This is a genomic window from Pseudomonas sp. JAI120, assembly GCF_014207255.1.
GTDB lineage: Bacteria > Pseudomonadota > Gammaproteobacteria > Pseudomonadales > Pseudomonadaceae > Aquipseudomonas.
This window is the reverse complement of sequence record NZ_JACHCZ010000003.1, coordinates 210,044-226,689: the sequence shown is the minus strand read 5'-3', so window position 1 is coordinate 226,689 and position 16,646 is coordinate 210,044. Positions and strand designations below refer to the sequence as shown.

The following is a 16,646-nucleotide window of genomic DNA, read 5'->3' as shown; positions in this document are numbered from 1 at the left end:
GTCCATAACCTTTGTTTATAGGTGGTCCATCTTTATTCATTGTCGCTGGCCTGTCACCTGCGCCTACGCTTGAGTCTACTTATTCAAGGGCTGGAGGTCGGGATGGCCAGGCAGGTTTGCATCATTGGCGGTGGGGTTATCGGCCTGGCGAGTGCTTATGCGCTGGTGCGTGCCGGCCATGAAGTGACGGTGATCGATGCGCGCGACACCTTGGGCAGCGAAACCAGTTTCGCCAATGGCGGGCAATTGTCCTACCGCTATGTCGCACCGCTGGCTGATGCGGGAGTGCCGCTGCAGGCGATTGGCTGGTTACTGCGCGGTGACTCGCCGCTGAAGCTGCGCCCCCGCCTGGACCCTCAGCAATGGCGCTGGATGGCCGCCTTTATCGGCGCCTGCCGGGGCTCGGTGAACAAGCGTAATGCCGCCCATTTGCTACGCCTGGCAAGCCTGAGTCAAAACACCCTGCAGCAATGGCGCGTCGACGATCGCTTGGACGCTTTCAACTGGCGGCGTAATGGCAAGCTGGTGACCTTTCGTAATGCCGACACCTTTGAGCGCGCGCGCAGCAAGGTCACCGATATCCTGCAACAACAGGTACTGTCGACGCTGGATTGTGCGCGCCTGGAGCCGGCGCTGGCGCAGGCGGCGGAGGAGTTTGTCGGGGGGATCTACACGCCGAATGAGGAAGTGGCGGACTGTCATGCCTTCTGCCAACAGCTGGCGGCACGCCTTGAAGCGTCGGGGCGCTGCACCTTTTTGCTGGGGCGCAAGGTCACCGGGATTCGCCATGCGGGTGGCGCGGTGCAGGCCATCGAGTTGGGTGGCGAAGTGATGCCAGTGGAACACCTGGTGCTCGCGGCCGGTCATCGCAGCGCCGAGTTGGCGTTGCCGGGGTTGTCATTGCCACTGTATCCGCTCAAGGGCTACAGCCTCAGCGTGCCGATTGGCGCGCAGCACCAAGCGCCGAATGTGAGCATTACCGACTACGACCGCAAGATTGTCTACGCGCGTATTGGCGAACAACTGCGGGTGGCGGCTATGGTGGATATCGTCGGCTTTGACGCCAGCCTTGAGCCCAAGCGCCTGGCGCTGATGAAACGTCAGGCGATCGAGACATTTCCTACAGCTGGCGACTATGCCCATGCCGTGGAATGGGCCGGTATGCGCCCGGCCACCCCGACCGGTGTGCCGCTGATTGGCCCCAGTGTCTATCGCAACCTGTGGCTGAACCTGGGCCACGGCGCCCTCGGCTTTACCCTGGCGTGTGGCAGCGGCCAATTACTGGCCGAACTGATCGACCACCACCTACCTTCCATTGATATGCAGGGCCTGGCGCCCCGCGCTGCATAAGGATGCTTCCATGACCATCAACCGAATCAGCAGCAACGACCGACTGTCCGGCGCCGTCACGTTCAAGGATCTGGTATTCCTTTCGGGCCAGGTGCCCGGCGAAGGCCAGGATGTGGCGACGCAAACCCGCGAAGTGCTGGCCAAGGTCGATGCGCTGCTGGCCCAGGCCGGCAGTGACAAGGATCATTTGCTGAACGCGACCATTTACTTGAAAGACATCGGCAGCGGTTTCGCGCCGATGAATGACGTATGGGCCGCCTGGCTATCGCCGGGGATGGCGCCGACGCGCACCACCTTGCAGGCGGAACTGGCACGGCCGAGTGTGCTGGTGGAAATCAGCGTGATAGCTGTACGTAAATAACGTTAAAGACCAACGGAGAATAACAATGAAAAAAATCCTGTTGACCGGCTGCACCCTGGGCCTTTTGCTGGGGGCACACGCCCATGCCAATCAGGCGCCGCTGGACGGTACGCTGGGCAAGATCGCCAACGCCAAGTCCATCACCCTGGGTTATCGCGACGCGTCGGTGCCGTTTTCCTACGTGGGCGATCACAGCGGCAAGCCGATGGGCTATTCGGTGGACCTGGCCAGCAAGATCGTCGAGCGTATCCAGCAGAAAACCGGGGTGGCCGACCTTAAGGTGAAGTACAACCTGGTGACCTCTCAGACGCGCATTCCGCTGGTGCAGAACGGCACTGTCGACCTGGAGTGCGGTTCCACCGGGGTGACCGCCGAGCGGCAGAAACAGGTGGCGTTTTCCTACGGGTTTATTTACGTGAAAGGCCAGTTGCTGACGGCTAAAGACAGCGGCATCAAGGGCTTCGCCGACCTGGGGGGCAAGAACGTGGTGACCACCGCCGGCACCACCAACGAGCGTTTTCTCAAGCGTTACAACGCCGAGCACAAGAGCAATATGTTCGTCATCAGCGCCAAGGACCACGGCGAGGCATTCAAGATGCTCGAGACGGGCCGCGCGGCCGCGTTCTATATGGACGATGCATTGCTCTACGGCGAACGCGCCAAAGCCCGCGACCCGCATAACTGGGTGGTGGTGGGCGAGGAACAGTCGCGGGAGATCTACAGCTGCATGGTGCGCAAGGATGACCCGCAGTTTCTCGCGGTGGTCAACGAGACCCTCGGCGACCTGTACCGCTCGGGGGAGATCAACGGGATTTACCAGCGCTGGTTTGAACAGCCGATTCCGCCCAAGGGCTTGAACCTGGAATTCCCGATGACCAGTGAGTTGAAGGCGATCATTGCCAAGCCGATCAGCGATCCGGTGGACTGATCACCTCCCACAGTTAGAAGTCGCCCCAGAGTTGTTGGGCGACGGCCAACGCGACGACGGGCGCAGTCTCGGTGCGCAACACGCGGGGGCCGAGGCGGGCGGCGTGGAAGCCGGCGCCTTGGGCGGTGTCGACTTCGTTGTCGGTCAGCCCACCCTCGGGCCCGATCAGAAACGCCAGGCTCGCAGGCTTGGCATGGCTGACCATTGGCTCGGCCACCGGGTGCAGCACCAGCTTCAGATCCGCCTCGACCTGCTTCAACCAGTCTGCCAGCAGCAACGGCGGATGAATCACCGGCACCGTCGAACGCCCGCATTGCTCACACGCGCTGATCGCCACCTGGCGCCAGTGCAGCAGGCGTTTGTCGGCGCGTTCGTCCTTGAGGCGCACTTCGCAGCGGTCACTGAAGATCGGTGTGATGGCGTTGACGCCCAGCTCGGTGGCTTTCTGGATCGCCCAATCCATGCGCTCGCCCCGGGACAGGCCCTGGCCGAGGTGGATGTGCAGCGGCGATTCGGCCTGGCCGGCGAAGCTTTCCGTCAGTTGCACGGTGACGCGTTTTTTACCGACTTCCAGCAGACTGCCCAGGAACTCCTGGCCGGAACCGTCGAACAATTGCACGGCGTCACCTTCGCCCATGCGCAGTACGCGGCTGATGTAGTGCGCCTGGGCTTCGGGCAGTTCGTGATCGCCGAGGCTCAGCGGGGTGTCGGTGAAAAAGCGGGACAGTCTCATTTCTGTTCTCTGGAAAAAGGTGTAGGTGTGCCGGCAATCAACCCGGATCGCGGAAGCCGGGATGGAAGTCCTTCGGCACCGCCACGCTGACTTTGCTGTTGGTGGCGATGTCGATGCCTTCGCTGGCAACTTCGGCGAGGAAGTCGATTTGCTCCGGCGTAATCACATAGGGCGGCAGGAAATACACCACGCTGCCCAATGGCCGCAGCAGCGCGCCGCGTTCCAGGGCGTGTTCGAATACCTTCAGGCCACGGCGTTCCTGCCACGGGTAAGCGGTCTTGGTGGCCTTGTCCTGGACCATTTCGATGGCCAGCACCATGCCGGTCTGGCGTACTTCCGACACATGCGGATGGTCGACCAAGTGCGCCGTTGCGGTGGCCATGCGCTGGGCCAGGGCCTTGTTGTTTTCGATGACGTTGTCTTCTTCGAAAATATCCAGGGTTGCCAGGGCCGCCGCGCATGCCAGCGGGTTGCCGGTGTAGCTGTGGGAGTGCAGGAAGGCGCGCAGGGTCGGGTAGTCGTCGTAGAACGCGTCGTAGACGTCATCGGTGGTGACCACGGCGGCCAACGGCAGGTAGCCGCCAGTCAGGGCCTTGGACAAACACAGGAAGTCCGGACGGATGCCGGCCTGTTCACAGGCGAACATGGTTCCGGTGCGCCCGAAGCCCACGGCGATTTCATCGTGGATCAGGTGCACGCCATAGCGGTCGCAGGCCTCGCGCAGCAGCTTGAGGTACACCGGGTGGTACATGCGCATGCCGCCGGCGCCCTGGATCAGCGGCTCGACGATCACGGCGGCGACGGTGTCGTGGTGCTCGGCCAGGGTCTGCTCCATGGCCATGAACAGGTTGCGCGAGTGTTCTTCCCAGCTCATGCCCTCGGGGCGCAGGTAGCAATCGGGGCTCGGCACTTTGATGGTGTCCAGCAGCAGCGCCTTGTAGGTCTCGGTAAACAGCGGCACGTCGCCCACCGACATCGCGGCGATGGTTTCGCCGTGGTAGCTGTTGGTGAGGGTGACGAAGCGTTTTTTGTTTGGCAGGCCACGGTTGAGCCAATAGTGAAAGCTCATCTTCAGCGCGACTTCGATGCACGACGAACCGTTATCGGCGTAGAAGCAGCGGGTCAGGCCCTCGGGGGTCATCTTTACCAGGCGCTCGGACAACTCGATCACCGGCTGGTGGCTGAAACCGGCGAGGATCACGTGTTCCAGTTGGTCGACCTGGTCCTTGATGCGCTGGTTGATGCGCGGGTTGGCGTGGCCGAAGACGTTGACCCACCAGGAGCTGACGGCGTCGAGGTAGCGCTTGCCTTCGAAGTCTTCCAGCCAGACGCCTTCCCCGCGCTTGATCGGGATCAGCGGCAGTTGCTGGTGGTCTTTCATCTGGGTGCAGGGATGCCACAGCACCGCGAGGTCGCGTTGCATCCACTGGTTGTTCAAGCCCATCGGTGATCTCCTCGAAGCGGTCCTGCGAGCGGCGCAGGTGAAACAATCGCGCAAGCCTATGCAATGGTGGCCCGGGTCACAAGCCATTGTGGGGAATTCGGAGTAAACGTAGGACGGACTGTCACGTTTCTTAGGAATAGTCCTTAATCCTTGGTTAACTTACTGTGCATACGCTCCAGATCGTATTTCTCGATATTTCAAAGCGAAATTTTCCGCTTTAATTCGATAGGTAAATCGCTAGTCTGGGCGCAGCTCTTACGGGATTAAGTACATGCAGCTACGTAACTCACCGGCCCGTTATGGCTGGGTCAGTATGGTTTTGCACTGGGGCGTGGCCCTGGTGGTGTTCGGCCTGTTCGCCCTGGGCTTGTGGATGGTCGGTCTCGACTATTACAGCGCCTGGCGCAAAGAAGCGCCGGACCTGCACAAGAGCATTGGCATCACGCTGTTCGCCATCATGCTGGTACGAATCGTCTGGCGCCTGATCAGCCCGCCGCCTCCGCCGCTGGCCAGTTACAGCCGCTTGACCCGCATCGGTGCCGCGTTCGGCCACGCGTTCCTTTATCTCGGGCTGTTTGCCGTGATGATCGCCGGTTACCTGATTTCCACCGCAGACGGTGTCGGTATCCCGGTGTTTGGCCTGTTTGAAATTCCTGCCGTGGTTTCCGGTCTACCGGACCAGGCAGACACCGCTGGCGTGGTGCACCTGTACCTCGCTTGGGTGTTGGTAGTCTTCGCCGGCTTGCACGGCGTGGCTGCGTTGAAACACCACTTTATCGATCGTGATGCGACCCTCACGCGAATGCTGGGGCGCAAAGCCTGATGTTCAACCTCGACTCACAAGGAATAGAAAGCATGTTGAAGAAGACCCTCGCCGCTCTGGCAATCGGTACAGCGCTGCTGTCTGCAGGTCAGGTGATGGCCGCTGACTACAAAATCGACAAGGAAGGCCAACACGCCTTCATCGACTGGAAAATCAGCCACCTGGGCTACAGCTACATCCACGGTACCTTCAAGGACTGGGATGGTACGTTCAGCTGGGATGCCGCCAAGCCTGAAGCCAGCAAAATCGCAGTCGACGTGAAAACCGCCAGCCTGTGGTCCAACCACGCTGAACGTGACAAGCACATCGCCAGCAAGGATTTCCTGGACGTTGCCAAGTTCGCGGACGCCAAGTTCGTGTCCACCGCGGTTAAATCCACCGGCGAAAAAACTGCTGACGTGACGGGCGACCTGACCTTCCACGGCGTGACCAAGCCTGTGACCTTCAAGGCTACGTTCAACGGTGAAGGCAAGGATCCATGGGGCGGCGAACGTGCTGGCTTCAACGCCAAGACCACGCTGGACCTGAACGACTTCGGCATCAAAGGCCCAGGCCCGACTTCCCAGACTGTCGACCTGGACATCTCGCTGGAAGGCGTGAAAGCGAAGTAATGCTTCGCAGGCAGGAGCGAGCAAGCTCGCTCCTACAGGCAAAAAAAACCCGTATCTCGCGATACGGGTTTTTTTTATGCCTCGCGGTTGCGGGTCAGCAATGCCGGTTTTTCACCACGAGGACGGCCTGGCAGTTGATCCAACTGCTCAGGTGTCGGGAAGCGATCAGCCTTCGACTCCTTGTGGATGATCTTCGGCGCCGGGCCGCCACGCGGGTTTTGCACCGCTGGCTCGGACAGCCGCGGCTGGTCATCACGGGCCGGGCGGCGGTTGTTGCTGCGCGAATCTTCGCGACGCGCCTGGCCGTCACGCGGTGCACCGTTACGCGGGCCGCTGCGCTTGGCCGGCGGGGTGCCGGTCGTGCCGCCGCTGCTGTTGCGCGGGCCGTTCTGACGACCGCCCTGAGGCTGGCCGCCACGTGGAGCGCCAGTCCCGGCAGCTGCGCCCGGCGCCGGAGCACCTGGACGACGGCCACGGCCCTGGGCTGGTTTGGCCTGGGGTACGTAGTCAACGCGGTTACCAAAGTTATCCACGTCGTCGTCGAGGAACTCGTCGGGGGCGCGGTCGGCTGTGGCACGTGGCGGCTGGCTCGGCTGGCGCTGTTCGCGGGCCGGGGTGCCTTCACGGGGCTTCTGCTCGCGGGCTGGGCGTTCGCCACGGCCGTTGGTGGGCGCTTTTTCCTTGCCGCCTTTGTCTTTGCCCTTGTCGCGACGACCACCGCCACCACCGCCGCCATTCGGGCCATCGCCCTTTGGACCGCGTGGGTTACGTGGGTTGCGCACGTCCGGACGTTCACGCACTTCAGGCTTCTCGGCCTCAACGGCGCTGGCATCGAAGCCCATCAGGTCACCATCGGCGATTTTCTGCTTGGTCATGCGTTCGATGCTTTTCAGCAGTTTCTCTTCGTCCGGAGCAACCAGGGAAATGGCTTCACCCGAACGACCGGCACGGCCGGTACGGCCGATACGGTGCACGTAGTCTTCGTCGACGTTTGGCAGCTCGAAGTTGACCACGTGTGGCAACTGGTCGATGTCCAGGCCGCGTGCGGCGATATCGGTGGCGACCAGGATGCGCACTTCACCGGCCTTGAAGTCGGCCAGGGCTTTGGTGCGGGCGTTCTGGCTCTTGTTGCCGTGGATGGCGACGGCGGTGAGGCCGTGCTTGTCCAGGTACTCGGCCAGGCGGTTGGCGCCGTGCTTGGTGCGGGTGAACACCAGCACCTGTTCCCAGGCGCCGGCAGTGATCAGGTGCGCCAGCAATGAACGCTTGTGGCTGGCAGCCAGGCGGAAGACGCGTTGCTCGATACGCTCGACCGTGGTGTTCGGCGGCGTGACTTCGATACGTTCCGGGTTGTGCAGCAGCTTGCCGGCCAGGGCAGTGATGTCTTGGGAGAACGTTGCCGAGAACAGCAGGTTCTGACGTTTGGCCGGCAGGCGGGCGAGGACCTTCTTCACGTCATGGACAAAGCCCATGTCGAGCATGCGGTCGGCTTCGTCCAGCACGAGGATTTCCACGTGGGACAAATCGACGCTGCCTTGGCCGCACAGGTCGAGCAAACGACCGGGGCACGCCACCAGCACGTCAACACCGCGGGACATGGCCTGAACCTGTGGGTTCATGCCGACGCCGCCGAAGATGCAGGCGCTGACGAACTTCAGGTCGCGGGCGTACAGCTTGAAGCTGTCGTGCACCTGGGCGGCGAGTTCGCGGGTAGGGGTCAGGACCAGTACGCGCGGTTGGCGCGGGCCGTGACGCTGGGATTTGTCCGGGTGACCGTTGGGGAACAACCGCTCCAGAATCGGGAGGGCGAAGCCGCCGGTTTTACCAGTACCTGTCTGAGCCGCAACCATCAGGTCGCGACCTTGCAACACGGCGGGAATAGCCCGCTGTTGCACCGGAGTAGGCTCGGTATAGCCCGCTGCCTCGATGGCGCGGACTAAAGCCTCGGAGAGACCGAGGGAAGCAAAGGACATGAGTAATCCTGTTTTAGTTAGGGCTTGGCCCAAAGGGATAATCTTGCCGGGCGTGAATGGCGCTTAGGGGAGCGCAATCCCGTCCGGTCCTGCTGCGTCTGGCGGGCACTCCACCGGCTCGCGCGGGCTGAAAGCTGCGCAGTAGCGGGGTTGGGTGCCTTTTTCAGGACCTCAGCGGCCGGGCGTGAGCCTGGCGGAAAGGCCGGAGTATAACAGAGCAATCACGGCGCGCTGCTTTCCTGCTGCTCAACGGTGCCTCCGGGCGCTGTTTTGGCTTGGATTCCACCATATTTGGCGCTCAAGGCGGCGTAGGCCGGCTCCTGTTTGAAACGCTTGAGTTCGGCGGCAAAGCGTTGCACCAGCAGGTCCATCCCCGCGCCACGGCGAACGGCAAGGTATTGCTGCTGGCGGCTGACCACAACGGGAGCCTGGCTGACCTTGTCCTCCAGGCCCAGCGTCTTGATCACATGCTGGCCGACCCGGCGGTCGGTGATCGCCAGGTCGATGCGCCCCAGCAGCAATTTGCCGAAGTTGGCCTCATGGCTGGGGGCCGGCTCGCGGTTGAACGCGGCAGAGTCGCTGAAGGGGGCGCTGTACAGGTAGCCTGGGGACGTGCCGACAGTCAGGCCGCCAAGGTCGTCAAGGCTTTGGACCGGGTAAGGGCGCTCGTTGGCGTAGAACATCACGAACTCCACTTCCGACAACGGTTCGCTGGGGTACAGCAGCAGCGCGTCGCGGTCGTGACTGTGGAAAATATCCAGTGCGCCATCGGCATTGCCCTGGTCAAGCATGGCCAGACAGCGCTTCCAGGGCAGGAACTGCCATTGCACATCGACCCCCAGGCGCTGGAACACGATCACCGTGGTTTCGTAGTCCAGCCCGCGCATGGCGCCGTGTTCTTCATACACGTAAGGCGCCCAGGGCTCGGTGACAATGCGCAATTTCTCGCCATAAGCGGCCAGGCTCAAGCAAGTAAAAAGCGCAGCGGTCAACAGCTTCAGAATGACGGGCATGCCCCGAGGTTACGACGCCCGCGCGCTAAAGAGAAGCTCTGGCACACGCATCTGCGGGCAGCGCTATTTTGTCGGTGAAGTCATCAGGTGTGCGTAGATGGCTGCACGTCGCTCGCCCAGAATCAGGCGCACCACAGGGTTGGCGAACCAATGTTCGAGCTGGTGCGCGTCGACCGGGCATTTTTGCCGCTCTTCCTGATTCTGCAGGGCCTTGTCCCACCAGACCGGGCCACAGGCCTGGTCGAATTCATTTTCGTGCTCGTAGCAGCCGTAGAGGATTTCGCGGATGAACTGCTGCTTGCGTTTGGGCAAGGCCAGGGTGATCAGCTTGTACATCAAGCGCTGCAGGCGCGGCGGACGAGGCAGGTGGGCAGACACATTGCGGGTGTCGGCCAGGGCCTTGGCGCAGATGGGGTCTGCGGCGTGCTTGGTGATCCACGCCTTTACCTTGGCGCGGAACAGCTGCTTGCGGCTCCAGTAATGGTGGATCAGGTCGGGACACTGGCGCACGTTGAGCGTGCGGTACACGGCCACTGACAGGCAGAATTCTTCCAGGGTGTAGGCGCCCCGGGCCATCGGGAACAGTTCGTCCATCAACTCGATCGAGCGATCAAGGATGTGCGCGTCTTGCCGGGCCAGGCCCATGACGCCGGAGTTGAGCAGCCACATGTCGTCGTCGGCCAGGCCTTTGTCTGCGAGGTGCTTGGCCATGGTTTCATACAGCACGCTTTCGCGGTTGTCGCCGTACTTGGCCTGGAAGGCATTGCACAGCACGGTACCGGGCGCGACGCGTTCGAACAGCGCCATGGGCGAGTCGTGGAAAAAAGTGTCGGTGTCGATCAACAGCGCGCGCTCCGCTGTTTCCAGCACCTGGCGCAACAGCACATGTTTGGTGCGGAAGTGGTAGCCGTGGGGCTCGCTCCAGCGTCTGCGCGTGGCGTCGTCCAGCGTGTGAACCTGTACCGGCAAGCCGCGATAGGGGGCCGGGTTGTCGCTGAACACCTGGATGTCCAATGGCATGTCCTGGGGGCCGCCCAGTTGGGCCAGGGCACTGGCGATGCTGAATACGGCTTCCTGATGATAGGTCTCGGCGCCGAATACCAAGTACACCAGTTGCGGGCGGAGAGTCGGGGACGCTGTATTCATGTACTGCAGGCTTCCTTTCCGGAGATATATAGACGAAAAAAACCCCCGTAATAACGAGGGCCGGGTACAGCGATTAAACCAGCCTAGCGTGGCAGTTTAAGGTTGTTCCAGATCGCGAGGCTTGGTTCAGCCTGGTTCAGGGTATAGAAGTGCAGGCCTGGCGCGCCACCTTGCAACAATTTTTCACACATATTGCTGATCACCTGCTCGCCGAACGCCTGGATGCTCTTAACGTCATCGCCATAGGCTTCCAGTTGCTTGCGCACCCAGCGTGGGATCTCTGCACCGCAGGCGTCAGAGAAGCGCGCCAGCTTGCTGTAGTTGGTGATCGGCATGATGCCCGGCACGATCGGGATGTTCACACCCATGGCCTGTACACGCTCGACGAAGTAGAAATAGCTGTCGGCGTTGAAGAAGTACTGGGTGATCGCGCTGTCGGCGCCGGCGTTGGCCTTGCGTACGAAATTCTGCAGATCGTCTTCGAAATTGCGCGCCTGGGGGTGCATCTCCGGGTAAGCGGCCACTTCGATATGGAAGTGATCGCCGCTTTCTTCGCGAATGAAGCTCACCAGGTCATTGGCGTGGCGCAGCTCACCGCTGGCCATGCCCATGCCGGACGGCAAGTCGCCACGCAGGGCAACGATGCGCTTGATGCCGGCGGCCTTGTATTGGGTGAGCAGGCCGCGCAGATCGGCCTTGCTGTCGCCCACGCAGGACAAATGCGGAGCGGCGGGAATTTTGACTTCGCTTTCAAGTTGCAACACGGTGTTGATCGTACGATCGCGCGTCGAACCGCCCGCGCCGTAGGTGCAGGAGAAGAAGTCGGGGTTGTAAGTGGCCAACTGCTTGGCAGTCGCCATCAGTTTTTCATGCCCAGCATCGGTCTTGGTGGGGAAGAACTCGAAGCTGTAGCGACGGTCTTGGGACATGGTCATACCCTTTGAAACTCAGAAGCCGACTGTGCAACCCATCTGCACTGTAGGCGCGAGCTTGCTCGCGAAGAACGTCAACGATAACGCGTAGAAACAGGATGTACGCGGTGTCCTTGAGTTTTTCGCGAGCAGGCTCGCTCCTACAGGTAGAGCAGGTTGGGCTGATTACTTAGTAGCGATAAGCGTGCGGCTTGAACGGACCTTCGACGGTCACGCCGATGTAGTCGGCCTGGGTCTTGGTCAGCTGAGTCACCACGCCGCCGAAGCCGCGGACCATTTCCAGGGCCACTTCTTCGTCGAGTTTCTTCGGTAGTACTTCCACGGTCAGGCGCTCGGCTTTCTGGGCTGGCGACAGGTCGGCGTATTTCTGGCCGAACAGGAAGATCTGGGCCAGTACCTGATTGGCGAACGAGCCGTCCATGATGCGGCTTGGGTGGCCTGTAGCGTTGCCCAGGTTAACCAGGCGGCCTTCAGCCAGCAGGATCAGGTAGTCGTCGTTCTGTGGGTCGAAAGCGCCAGCGCCGGTACGGTGAACCTTGTGTACCTGCGGCTTCACTTCTTCCCACGCCCAGTTCTTGCGCATGAAAGCGGTGTCGATCTCGTTGTCGAAGTGACCGATGTTGCACACCACGGCACGCTTTTTCAGGGCCTTGAGCATATTGGCATCGCAGACGTTGACGTTACCGGTGGTGGTCACGATCAGGTCGATCTTGCCCAGCAGGGCCTTGTCGATGCTTGCTTCGGTGCCGTCATTGACGCCATCGATGAACGGCGAAACCACTTCGAAACCGTCCATGCAGGCTTGCATGGCGCAGATCGGGTCGACTTCGGAGACTTTAACGATCATGCCTTCCTGGCGCAGGGACTGGGACGAACCCTTGCCCACGTCGCCGTAGCCGATCACCAGGGCTTGCTTGCCCGACAGCAGGTGGTCGGTGCCGCGCTTGATGGCATCGTTCAGGCTGTGACGGCAGCCGTACTTGTTGTCGTTCTTGCTCTTGGTCACGGAGTCGTTGACGTTGATGGCCGGGATTTTCAGCTCGCCCTTGGCCAGCATGTCCAGCAGGCGGTGCACGCCGGTGGTGGTCTCTTCGGTCACGCCGTGGACGCGGTCGAGGATCTGCGGGTACTTCTTGTGCAGCAGCTCGGTCAGGTCGCCGCCGTCGTCGAGGATCATGTTGGCATCCCAAGGCGCGCCATCTTTCAGGATGGTTTGCTCCAGGCACCACTCGTACTCTTCTTCGGTCTCGCCTTTCCAGGCGAATACCGGGATACCGGCGGCGGCGATGGCGGCAGCGGCCTGGTCTTGAGTCGAGAAGATGTTGCAGGACGACCAACGCACTTCGGCGCCCAGGGCCACCAGGGTTTCGATCAGTACGGCAGTCTGGATGGTCATGTGGATGCAGCCGAGGATCTTAGCGCCCTTGAGCGGTTGCTCGGCGGCGTACTTGCGACGCAGGCCCATCAAGGCTGGCATTTCGGATTCGGCGATAAAGGTTTCGCGACGGCCCCAGGCGGCGAGGGACATGTCGGCGACTTTGTAGTCGTTGAAATCTGCAGGCGTAATTACAGCGCTCATGAAGAGCCTCCATTCGTAGTGTGCGAATGGGCGCCGTTGTGCGTTTAGTATCAGGCCAGGGCAACCAGGCCGGACAACGCCCCATCCGAGCCTGACAGGTTGAACCTGCTGCAGCGCCCCTCGGACAGGTGGCGGGAGAAACGGTATCAACTGAAGATGACCGTTTTGAAGCGGTGGCGATTATAGCCGTGTACGCGATACTTCCCAAGCCTTTCTGTCGGCGGCATGCAGATCGCGCATGGGGTTGATAGGCAACGGCGCATAGAGCTTGGGGGCAGGCTCTGCCATGATGTTGCCCATCATTTGGCAAGACGCTTTGGAGTGACCATGAACTTCCACACCCGCAAATGGGTAAAACCTGAAGACCTCAACCCCAACGGCACCCTGTTCGGCGGCAGCCTGCTGCGCTGGATCGACGAAGAAGCGGCCATCTACGCCATCGTCCAACTGGGCAACCAGCGCGTGGTGACCAAATACATTTCCGAAATCAACTTTGTCAGCGCCTCGCGACAGGGCGACATCATCGAACTCGGGATCACTGCCACCGAATTTGGCCGCACCTCCATCACCCTCACCTGTGAAGTGCGCAACAAGATCACCCGTAAAAGCATCCTGACTGTAGAGAAGATGGTCTTCGTCAACCTCGGCGAAGACGGCTTGCCCGCGCCCCACGGCCGTACCGAGATCAAGTATGTAAAGGACCAGTTCCAGGAAGATGACATTCGCGAATAATTACATGCCACCGGTTTGATTTCTGTTGCCAGGTTGTTCCGGGTGGATCTTTTCCAGGCTCTCTCGTCACTCAGGATTACACCCCCGCAGAGAGAGTCAGTGCATGAAAGTGCTCAATCCGGTCACTCCTGTTCAGTCTCATTTGCATGGAAATGCCGGAGTCAGCGCCGATCACACGGCGAAGACGTTGTTGGTGGACAGTGGCGGCGAGCGCAATCTGACCCTCCTTCGCGATCCTCAAGGGCGGGTGGAGGTGGTGTTATCGCCGCCGCCCGTCACGCATTTGGTGCTCAGTGGTGGTGGGGCCAAGGGCGTCGCTTTCTCGGGAGGCGTGCAGGCACTTGAAGACGCAGGGACACTGGAAGGCATTCGGGTGATCTCCGGTTCCTCCGCCGGCGCGATTTCCGCAGCTTTGGTTGCCAGTGGCATGGGGGCGGCAGCATTCGATGGGCTGTCGGACAACATCAATCTGCCCAGTCTGCTGAACAGCAAAGACCCTGTGACGGCCTGGTTGCAGGAAGCCAGTTCGACGCTTGGCAAGCATGTGGGGCGCTTGCCGGGCCTGGCCGGCAACATTTCCCAGTTGCTGATGACCCTGCTGCCACGTCTGAAAACCGCTGCCGTTCCGCTGGAGGAAATGATCCGCGACGAGTCGCGCAAGGCGCTTCTTGGTCATATTGCCGACACTCCCAGAGAAACCCGTCCCGCCGAAGTCATGTGCATTGCTGACAAGCTCAGTGCAGGTGGCGCGCCCACGTTTGCCGACCTTGAGGTGTTAAGTCGCAATATTCCAGCGGTCAAGCAACTCAATATCACGGGTACTGGCATGTTTGGTGGGCGCCCACAGTTGGTAGTGTTCAACAGCAGTTTGACTCCGGACATGGATGTCGCCCGCGCCGCGCGTATTTCGGGTTCGTTGCCCGTACTGTTCAAAAGTCCTGTGGAACAAGGGCATGGCTTCCAGATGGCATCTGAAACCACGGCCTTTCAGGACGGTGGCCTGCTGCTCAATACACCAGCGTCAGGCGTGGTGGACCGTTTGTTTTCCGAGAGCCCCCTGAGCAAGTCTGAGTCGCTGATCATCAAGTTCGAGTCAGACCCCGTCGGGGCGCCAGCCCAACGTGGCGGTTTTTTCAGCAGCCTGGTCGACTGCATCACGGGAACACCCCACTCGGCCGCCGAGGCTTACCAGGATAAAAGGCTCGAAGCATTTGCCGACCAGACGCTGGCGTTGCCACTTAATACGGAAAAAGGCGATTTTCGCGGCCTGCTCAACGGTACGGTCAACTTCACCATGAAGGATGAGTACAAGCAGCACCTGCAGGAGAGGGCGCGTGAAGCGGTGGAGGGGCATCTGCAGCGTCGTGCCACGACGCGTGAGTCTCACTCGTTCGGTACGCTGGATGAAGCGGTGCTGGCGATGGATGATAAAACACTGGCCAGTGTGCAGCCGGCATTGCAGAAAGACACGGCCGCTACCAGTGTGCTGATGTTTCGAGAAGAAGCGAAGCAGGTGTTGCACGCCCTGGACCGTGCGATTGCTGCGGTCGAGAAGTCCCATGATAGCTTGCTGTTCACACCGAAGCTGTCGTCGGCAGTTCGTAATCTGGATGCACTTGCCCGCAGTCCCGAGAAAATCGAATGGTTGGGACGGCGCTTGAATGACCCTGACCAGCATAATTTCCAGGCGTTGCTGCAAGTGGCTGCCAAACGGGGGGCCGGTGATGCTTCACCCTCTTCCAGGGTCATGACCTGCGCTGTCGCTGAAATGAAGCGGCGCGATATCGCGGTGAGTGCCGAGAGCTTTACGCGGGAGGTCATCTACCCATCGTTGTTCCGACCAGGCCAGCCGGCGTCGAATGTTGAACTGTTACAGCGCGCAGCCCGAGACTTGGCCGAGGCCACTTCGCCACTCGCGTTCAACCGTGTGCTCGATGACCTCAGCGAAAAATACCAGGCGCGCAACAAACCCTGGAGCACGCCTTCCAGTTCCACCACTGTGGAGATGGCCAAGGCTTGGCGCATGCCGGTTTAGTTGTCTGGTCACTGAACAGCTACCGCGCCAGCATGTCGTAGCTACAGGCACCCCTCGGACTCTGGAACATCATGGCTACCCACGAAGACGGCAAGACCCCCAACCTGTCGCAGGAAGAGCAACAGGACGTGGACAAGAACCAGCCACCCCGCGCCGCGGTGCTCCACGAAATCATCCGTACCCAGGGCGACCAGGAGTTGGAGCGCAGCGTCGCCGCCTTGTGGTGGTCGGCCCTGGCCGCAGGCTTGACCATGGGCCTGTCGTTGATGGCCATGGGGCTGCTCAATTCACGCCTGCCGGACGGCGAAGCGTTCAAGGTGATCGCCAGCTTCGGCTACTGCGCAGGCTTCCTCGCGGTGATCCTGGCGCGTCAGCAACTGTTCACCGAAAACACCCTGACCGCCGTGTTGCCGGTGATGAGCAAGCCTACACTGGCCAATGCCGGGCGGCTGATAAGGCTCTGGAGTGTGGTACTGGTGGGCAACCTGTGCGGCACGCTGTTGGTGGCGTATGTGATGCTGCACCTGCCGATCTTCGACACCAAGACCGACATGGCCTTCCTGGACATCGGGCGCAAGATCATGGAAAACGACGCCGGCCAGATGTTCGCCAAGGGCATCGTCTCCGGCTGGATGATCGCCACCATGGTGTGGATGATCCCTTCGATGGAAAGCGCCAAGATGTGGATCATCATTCTGATCACCTACCTGATGGCCCTGGGGGATTTCACCCATATCGTGGTGGGTTCGGCGGAAGTGTCATACCTGGTGTTTGCCGGTGAGCTGCCGTGGAAAGACTTCTGGCTCGTGTTTGCCGGCCCCACACTGGCCGGCAACATCATCGGTGGCAGCTTCATCTTTGCGCTGATCAGCCATGCGCAGATTCGTAGCGAAACCAAGGCACCTTCTGCAACTCACTCCGGCGCACGGGGGCAGCTTTCTCAGAGTAAGAAAAAGGCCTGATATTGCCCCGCAAAGACTCAAACG

The 16,646-nt window shown here is 60.8% G+C and carries 15 protein-coding genes and 1 riboswitch; of the genes, 8 read left to right on the top strand and 7 right to left on the bottom strand.

Annotated elements, in window-relative coordinates:
- Window positions 1–102 precede the first annotated feature (102 nt).
- The 3 genes from HDC32_RS18530 to HDC32_RS18520 are packed head-to-tail and all read left to right on the top strand — an operon-like array spanning window position 103 to window position 2,639.
- Window positions 103–1,350, top strand: a complete 1,248-nt coding sequence (locus HDC32_RS18530; protein ID WP_167656781.1) for a D-amino acid dehydrogenase — start codon at window positions 103–105, stop codon at window positions 1,348–1,350.
- Between the two features lie 10 nt (window positions 1,351–1,360).
- On the top strand, window positions 1,361–1,711 hold the full coding sequence (locus tag HDC32_RS18525) for a RidA family protein (RefSeq protein ID WP_167656780.1): 351 nt from the start codon (window positions 1,361–1,363) through the stop codon (window positions 1,709–1,711).
- Window positions 1,712–1,736: 25 nt separating this feature from the next.
- The gene (locus tag HDC32_RS18520; protein ID WP_131697477.1) at window positions 1,737–2,639 is read left to right on the top strand and encodes a transporter substrate-binding domain-containing protein; all 903 of its coding nucleotides are present in this window, start codon (window positions 1,737–1,739) and stop codon (window positions 2,637–2,639) included.
- Window positions 2,640–2,652: 13 nt separating this feature from the next.
- On the opposite strand, the gene HDC32_RS18515 is transcribed toward HDC32_RS18520, so the two are convergent.
- Window positions 2,653–3,372: a 16S rRNA (uracil(1498)-N(3))-methyltransferase gene (locus HDC32_RS18515; RefSeq protein ID WP_131697476.1), complete on the bottom strand. Its 720-nt coding sequence runs from the start codon at window positions 3,370–3,372 to the stop codon at window positions 2,653–2,655.
- Between the two features lie 37 nt (window positions 3,373–3,409).
- Complete coding sequence (locus HDC32_RS18510) at window positions 3,410–4,816, bottom strand: adenosylmethionine--8-amino-7-oxononanoate transaminase (protein ID WP_131697475.1); 1,407 nt, start codon at window positions 4,814–4,816, stop codon at window positions 3,410–3,412.
- A gap of 271 nt (window positions 4,817–5,087) precedes the next feature.
- On the opposite strand from HDC32_RS18510, the gene HDC32_RS18505 reads away from it, so the two are divergent.
- Window positions 5,088–5,639 carry a cytochrome b gene (locus tag HDC32_RS18505; protein ID WP_141607511.1) on the top strand — a complete coding sequence of 184 codons (552 nt, stop codon included), beginning with the start codon at window positions 5,088–5,090 and terminating at the stop codon, window positions 5,637–5,639.
- A gap of 32 nt (window positions 5,640–5,671) precedes the next feature.
- Entirely contained in the window at window positions 5,672–6,250 is a 579-nt protein-coding gene (locus HDC32_RS18500; protein ID WP_131697473.1) for a YceI family protein, read from the top strand.
- Between the two features lie 74 nt (window positions 6,251–6,324).
- On the opposite strand, the gene HDC32_RS18495 is transcribed toward HDC32_RS18500, so the two are convergent.
- The 5 genes from HDC32_RS18495 to ahcY form a co-directional block, all read right to left on the bottom strand.
- Window positions 6,325–8,223 (bottom strand): DEAD/DEAH box helicase, encoded by a 1,899-nt coding sequence (locus HDC32_RS18495; RefSeq protein WP_131697472.1) that lies wholly within the window; start codon window positions 8,221–8,223, stop codon window positions 6,325–6,327.
- A 221-nt stretch (window positions 8,224–8,444) separates the two neighbouring features.
- Window positions 8,445–9,236 (bottom strand): ABC transporter substrate-binding protein, encoded by a 792-nt coding sequence (locus HDC32_RS18490; RefSeq protein ID WP_145336888.1) that lies wholly within the window; start codon window positions 9,234–9,236, stop codon window positions 8,445–8,447.
- A 63-nt stretch (window positions 9,237–9,299) separates the two neighbouring features.
- The gene (locus HDC32_RS18485; protein ID WP_145336887.1) at window positions 9,300–10,382 is read right to left on the bottom strand and encodes a hypothetical protein; all 1,083 of its coding nucleotides are present in this window, start codon (window positions 10,380–10,382) and stop codon (window positions 9,300–9,302) included.
- Window positions 10,383–10,465: 83 nt separating this feature from the next.
- The gene (metF, locus tag HDC32_RS18480; RefSeq protein ID WP_131697470.1) at window positions 10,466–11,311 is read right to left on the bottom strand and encodes a methylenetetrahydrofolate reductase [NAD(P)H]; all 846 of its coding nucleotides are present in this window, start codon (window positions 11,309–11,311) and stop codon (window positions 10,466–10,468) included.
- 172 nt (window positions 11,312–11,483) lie between these two features.
- Window positions 11,484–12,893 (bottom strand): adenosylhomocysteinase, encoded by a 1,410-nt coding sequence (gene ahcY, locus HDC32_RS18475; protein WP_053128057.1) that lies wholly within the window; start codon window positions 12,891–12,893, stop codon window positions 11,484–11,486.
- A gap of 21 nt (window positions 12,894–12,914) precedes the next feature.
- Window positions 12,915–13,021: riboswitch (S-adenosyl-L-homocysteine riboswitch) on the bottom strand.
- A gap of 199 nt (window positions 13,022–13,220) precedes the next feature.
- Between ahcY and HDC32_RS18470 the strand changes: the two genes are divergently transcribed.
- From HDC32_RS18470 to HDC32_RS18460, 3 genes are all read left to right on the top strand, one after another.
- Window positions 13,221–13,625 carry an acyl-CoA thioesterase gene (locus tag HDC32_RS18470; RefSeq protein ID WP_167656778.1) on the top strand — a complete coding sequence of 135 codons (405 nt, stop codon included), beginning with the start codon at window positions 13,221–13,223 and terminating at the stop codon, window positions 13,623–13,625.
- Window positions 13,626–13,728: 103 nt separating this feature from the next.
- Complete coding sequence (locus HDC32_RS18465) at window positions 13,729–15,660, top strand: patatin-like phospholipase family protein (RefSeq protein ID WP_184745074.1); 1,932 nt, start codon at window positions 13,729–13,731, stop codon at window positions 15,658–15,660.
- A 71-nt stretch (window positions 15,661–15,731) separates the two neighbouring features.
- Complete coding sequence (locus HDC32_RS18460) at window positions 15,732–16,622, top strand: formate/nitrite transporter family protein (RefSeq protein ID WP_131697467.1); 891 nt, start codon at window positions 15,732–15,734, stop codon at window positions 16,620–16,622.
- Window positions 16,623–16,646: the final 24 nt, after the last annotated feature.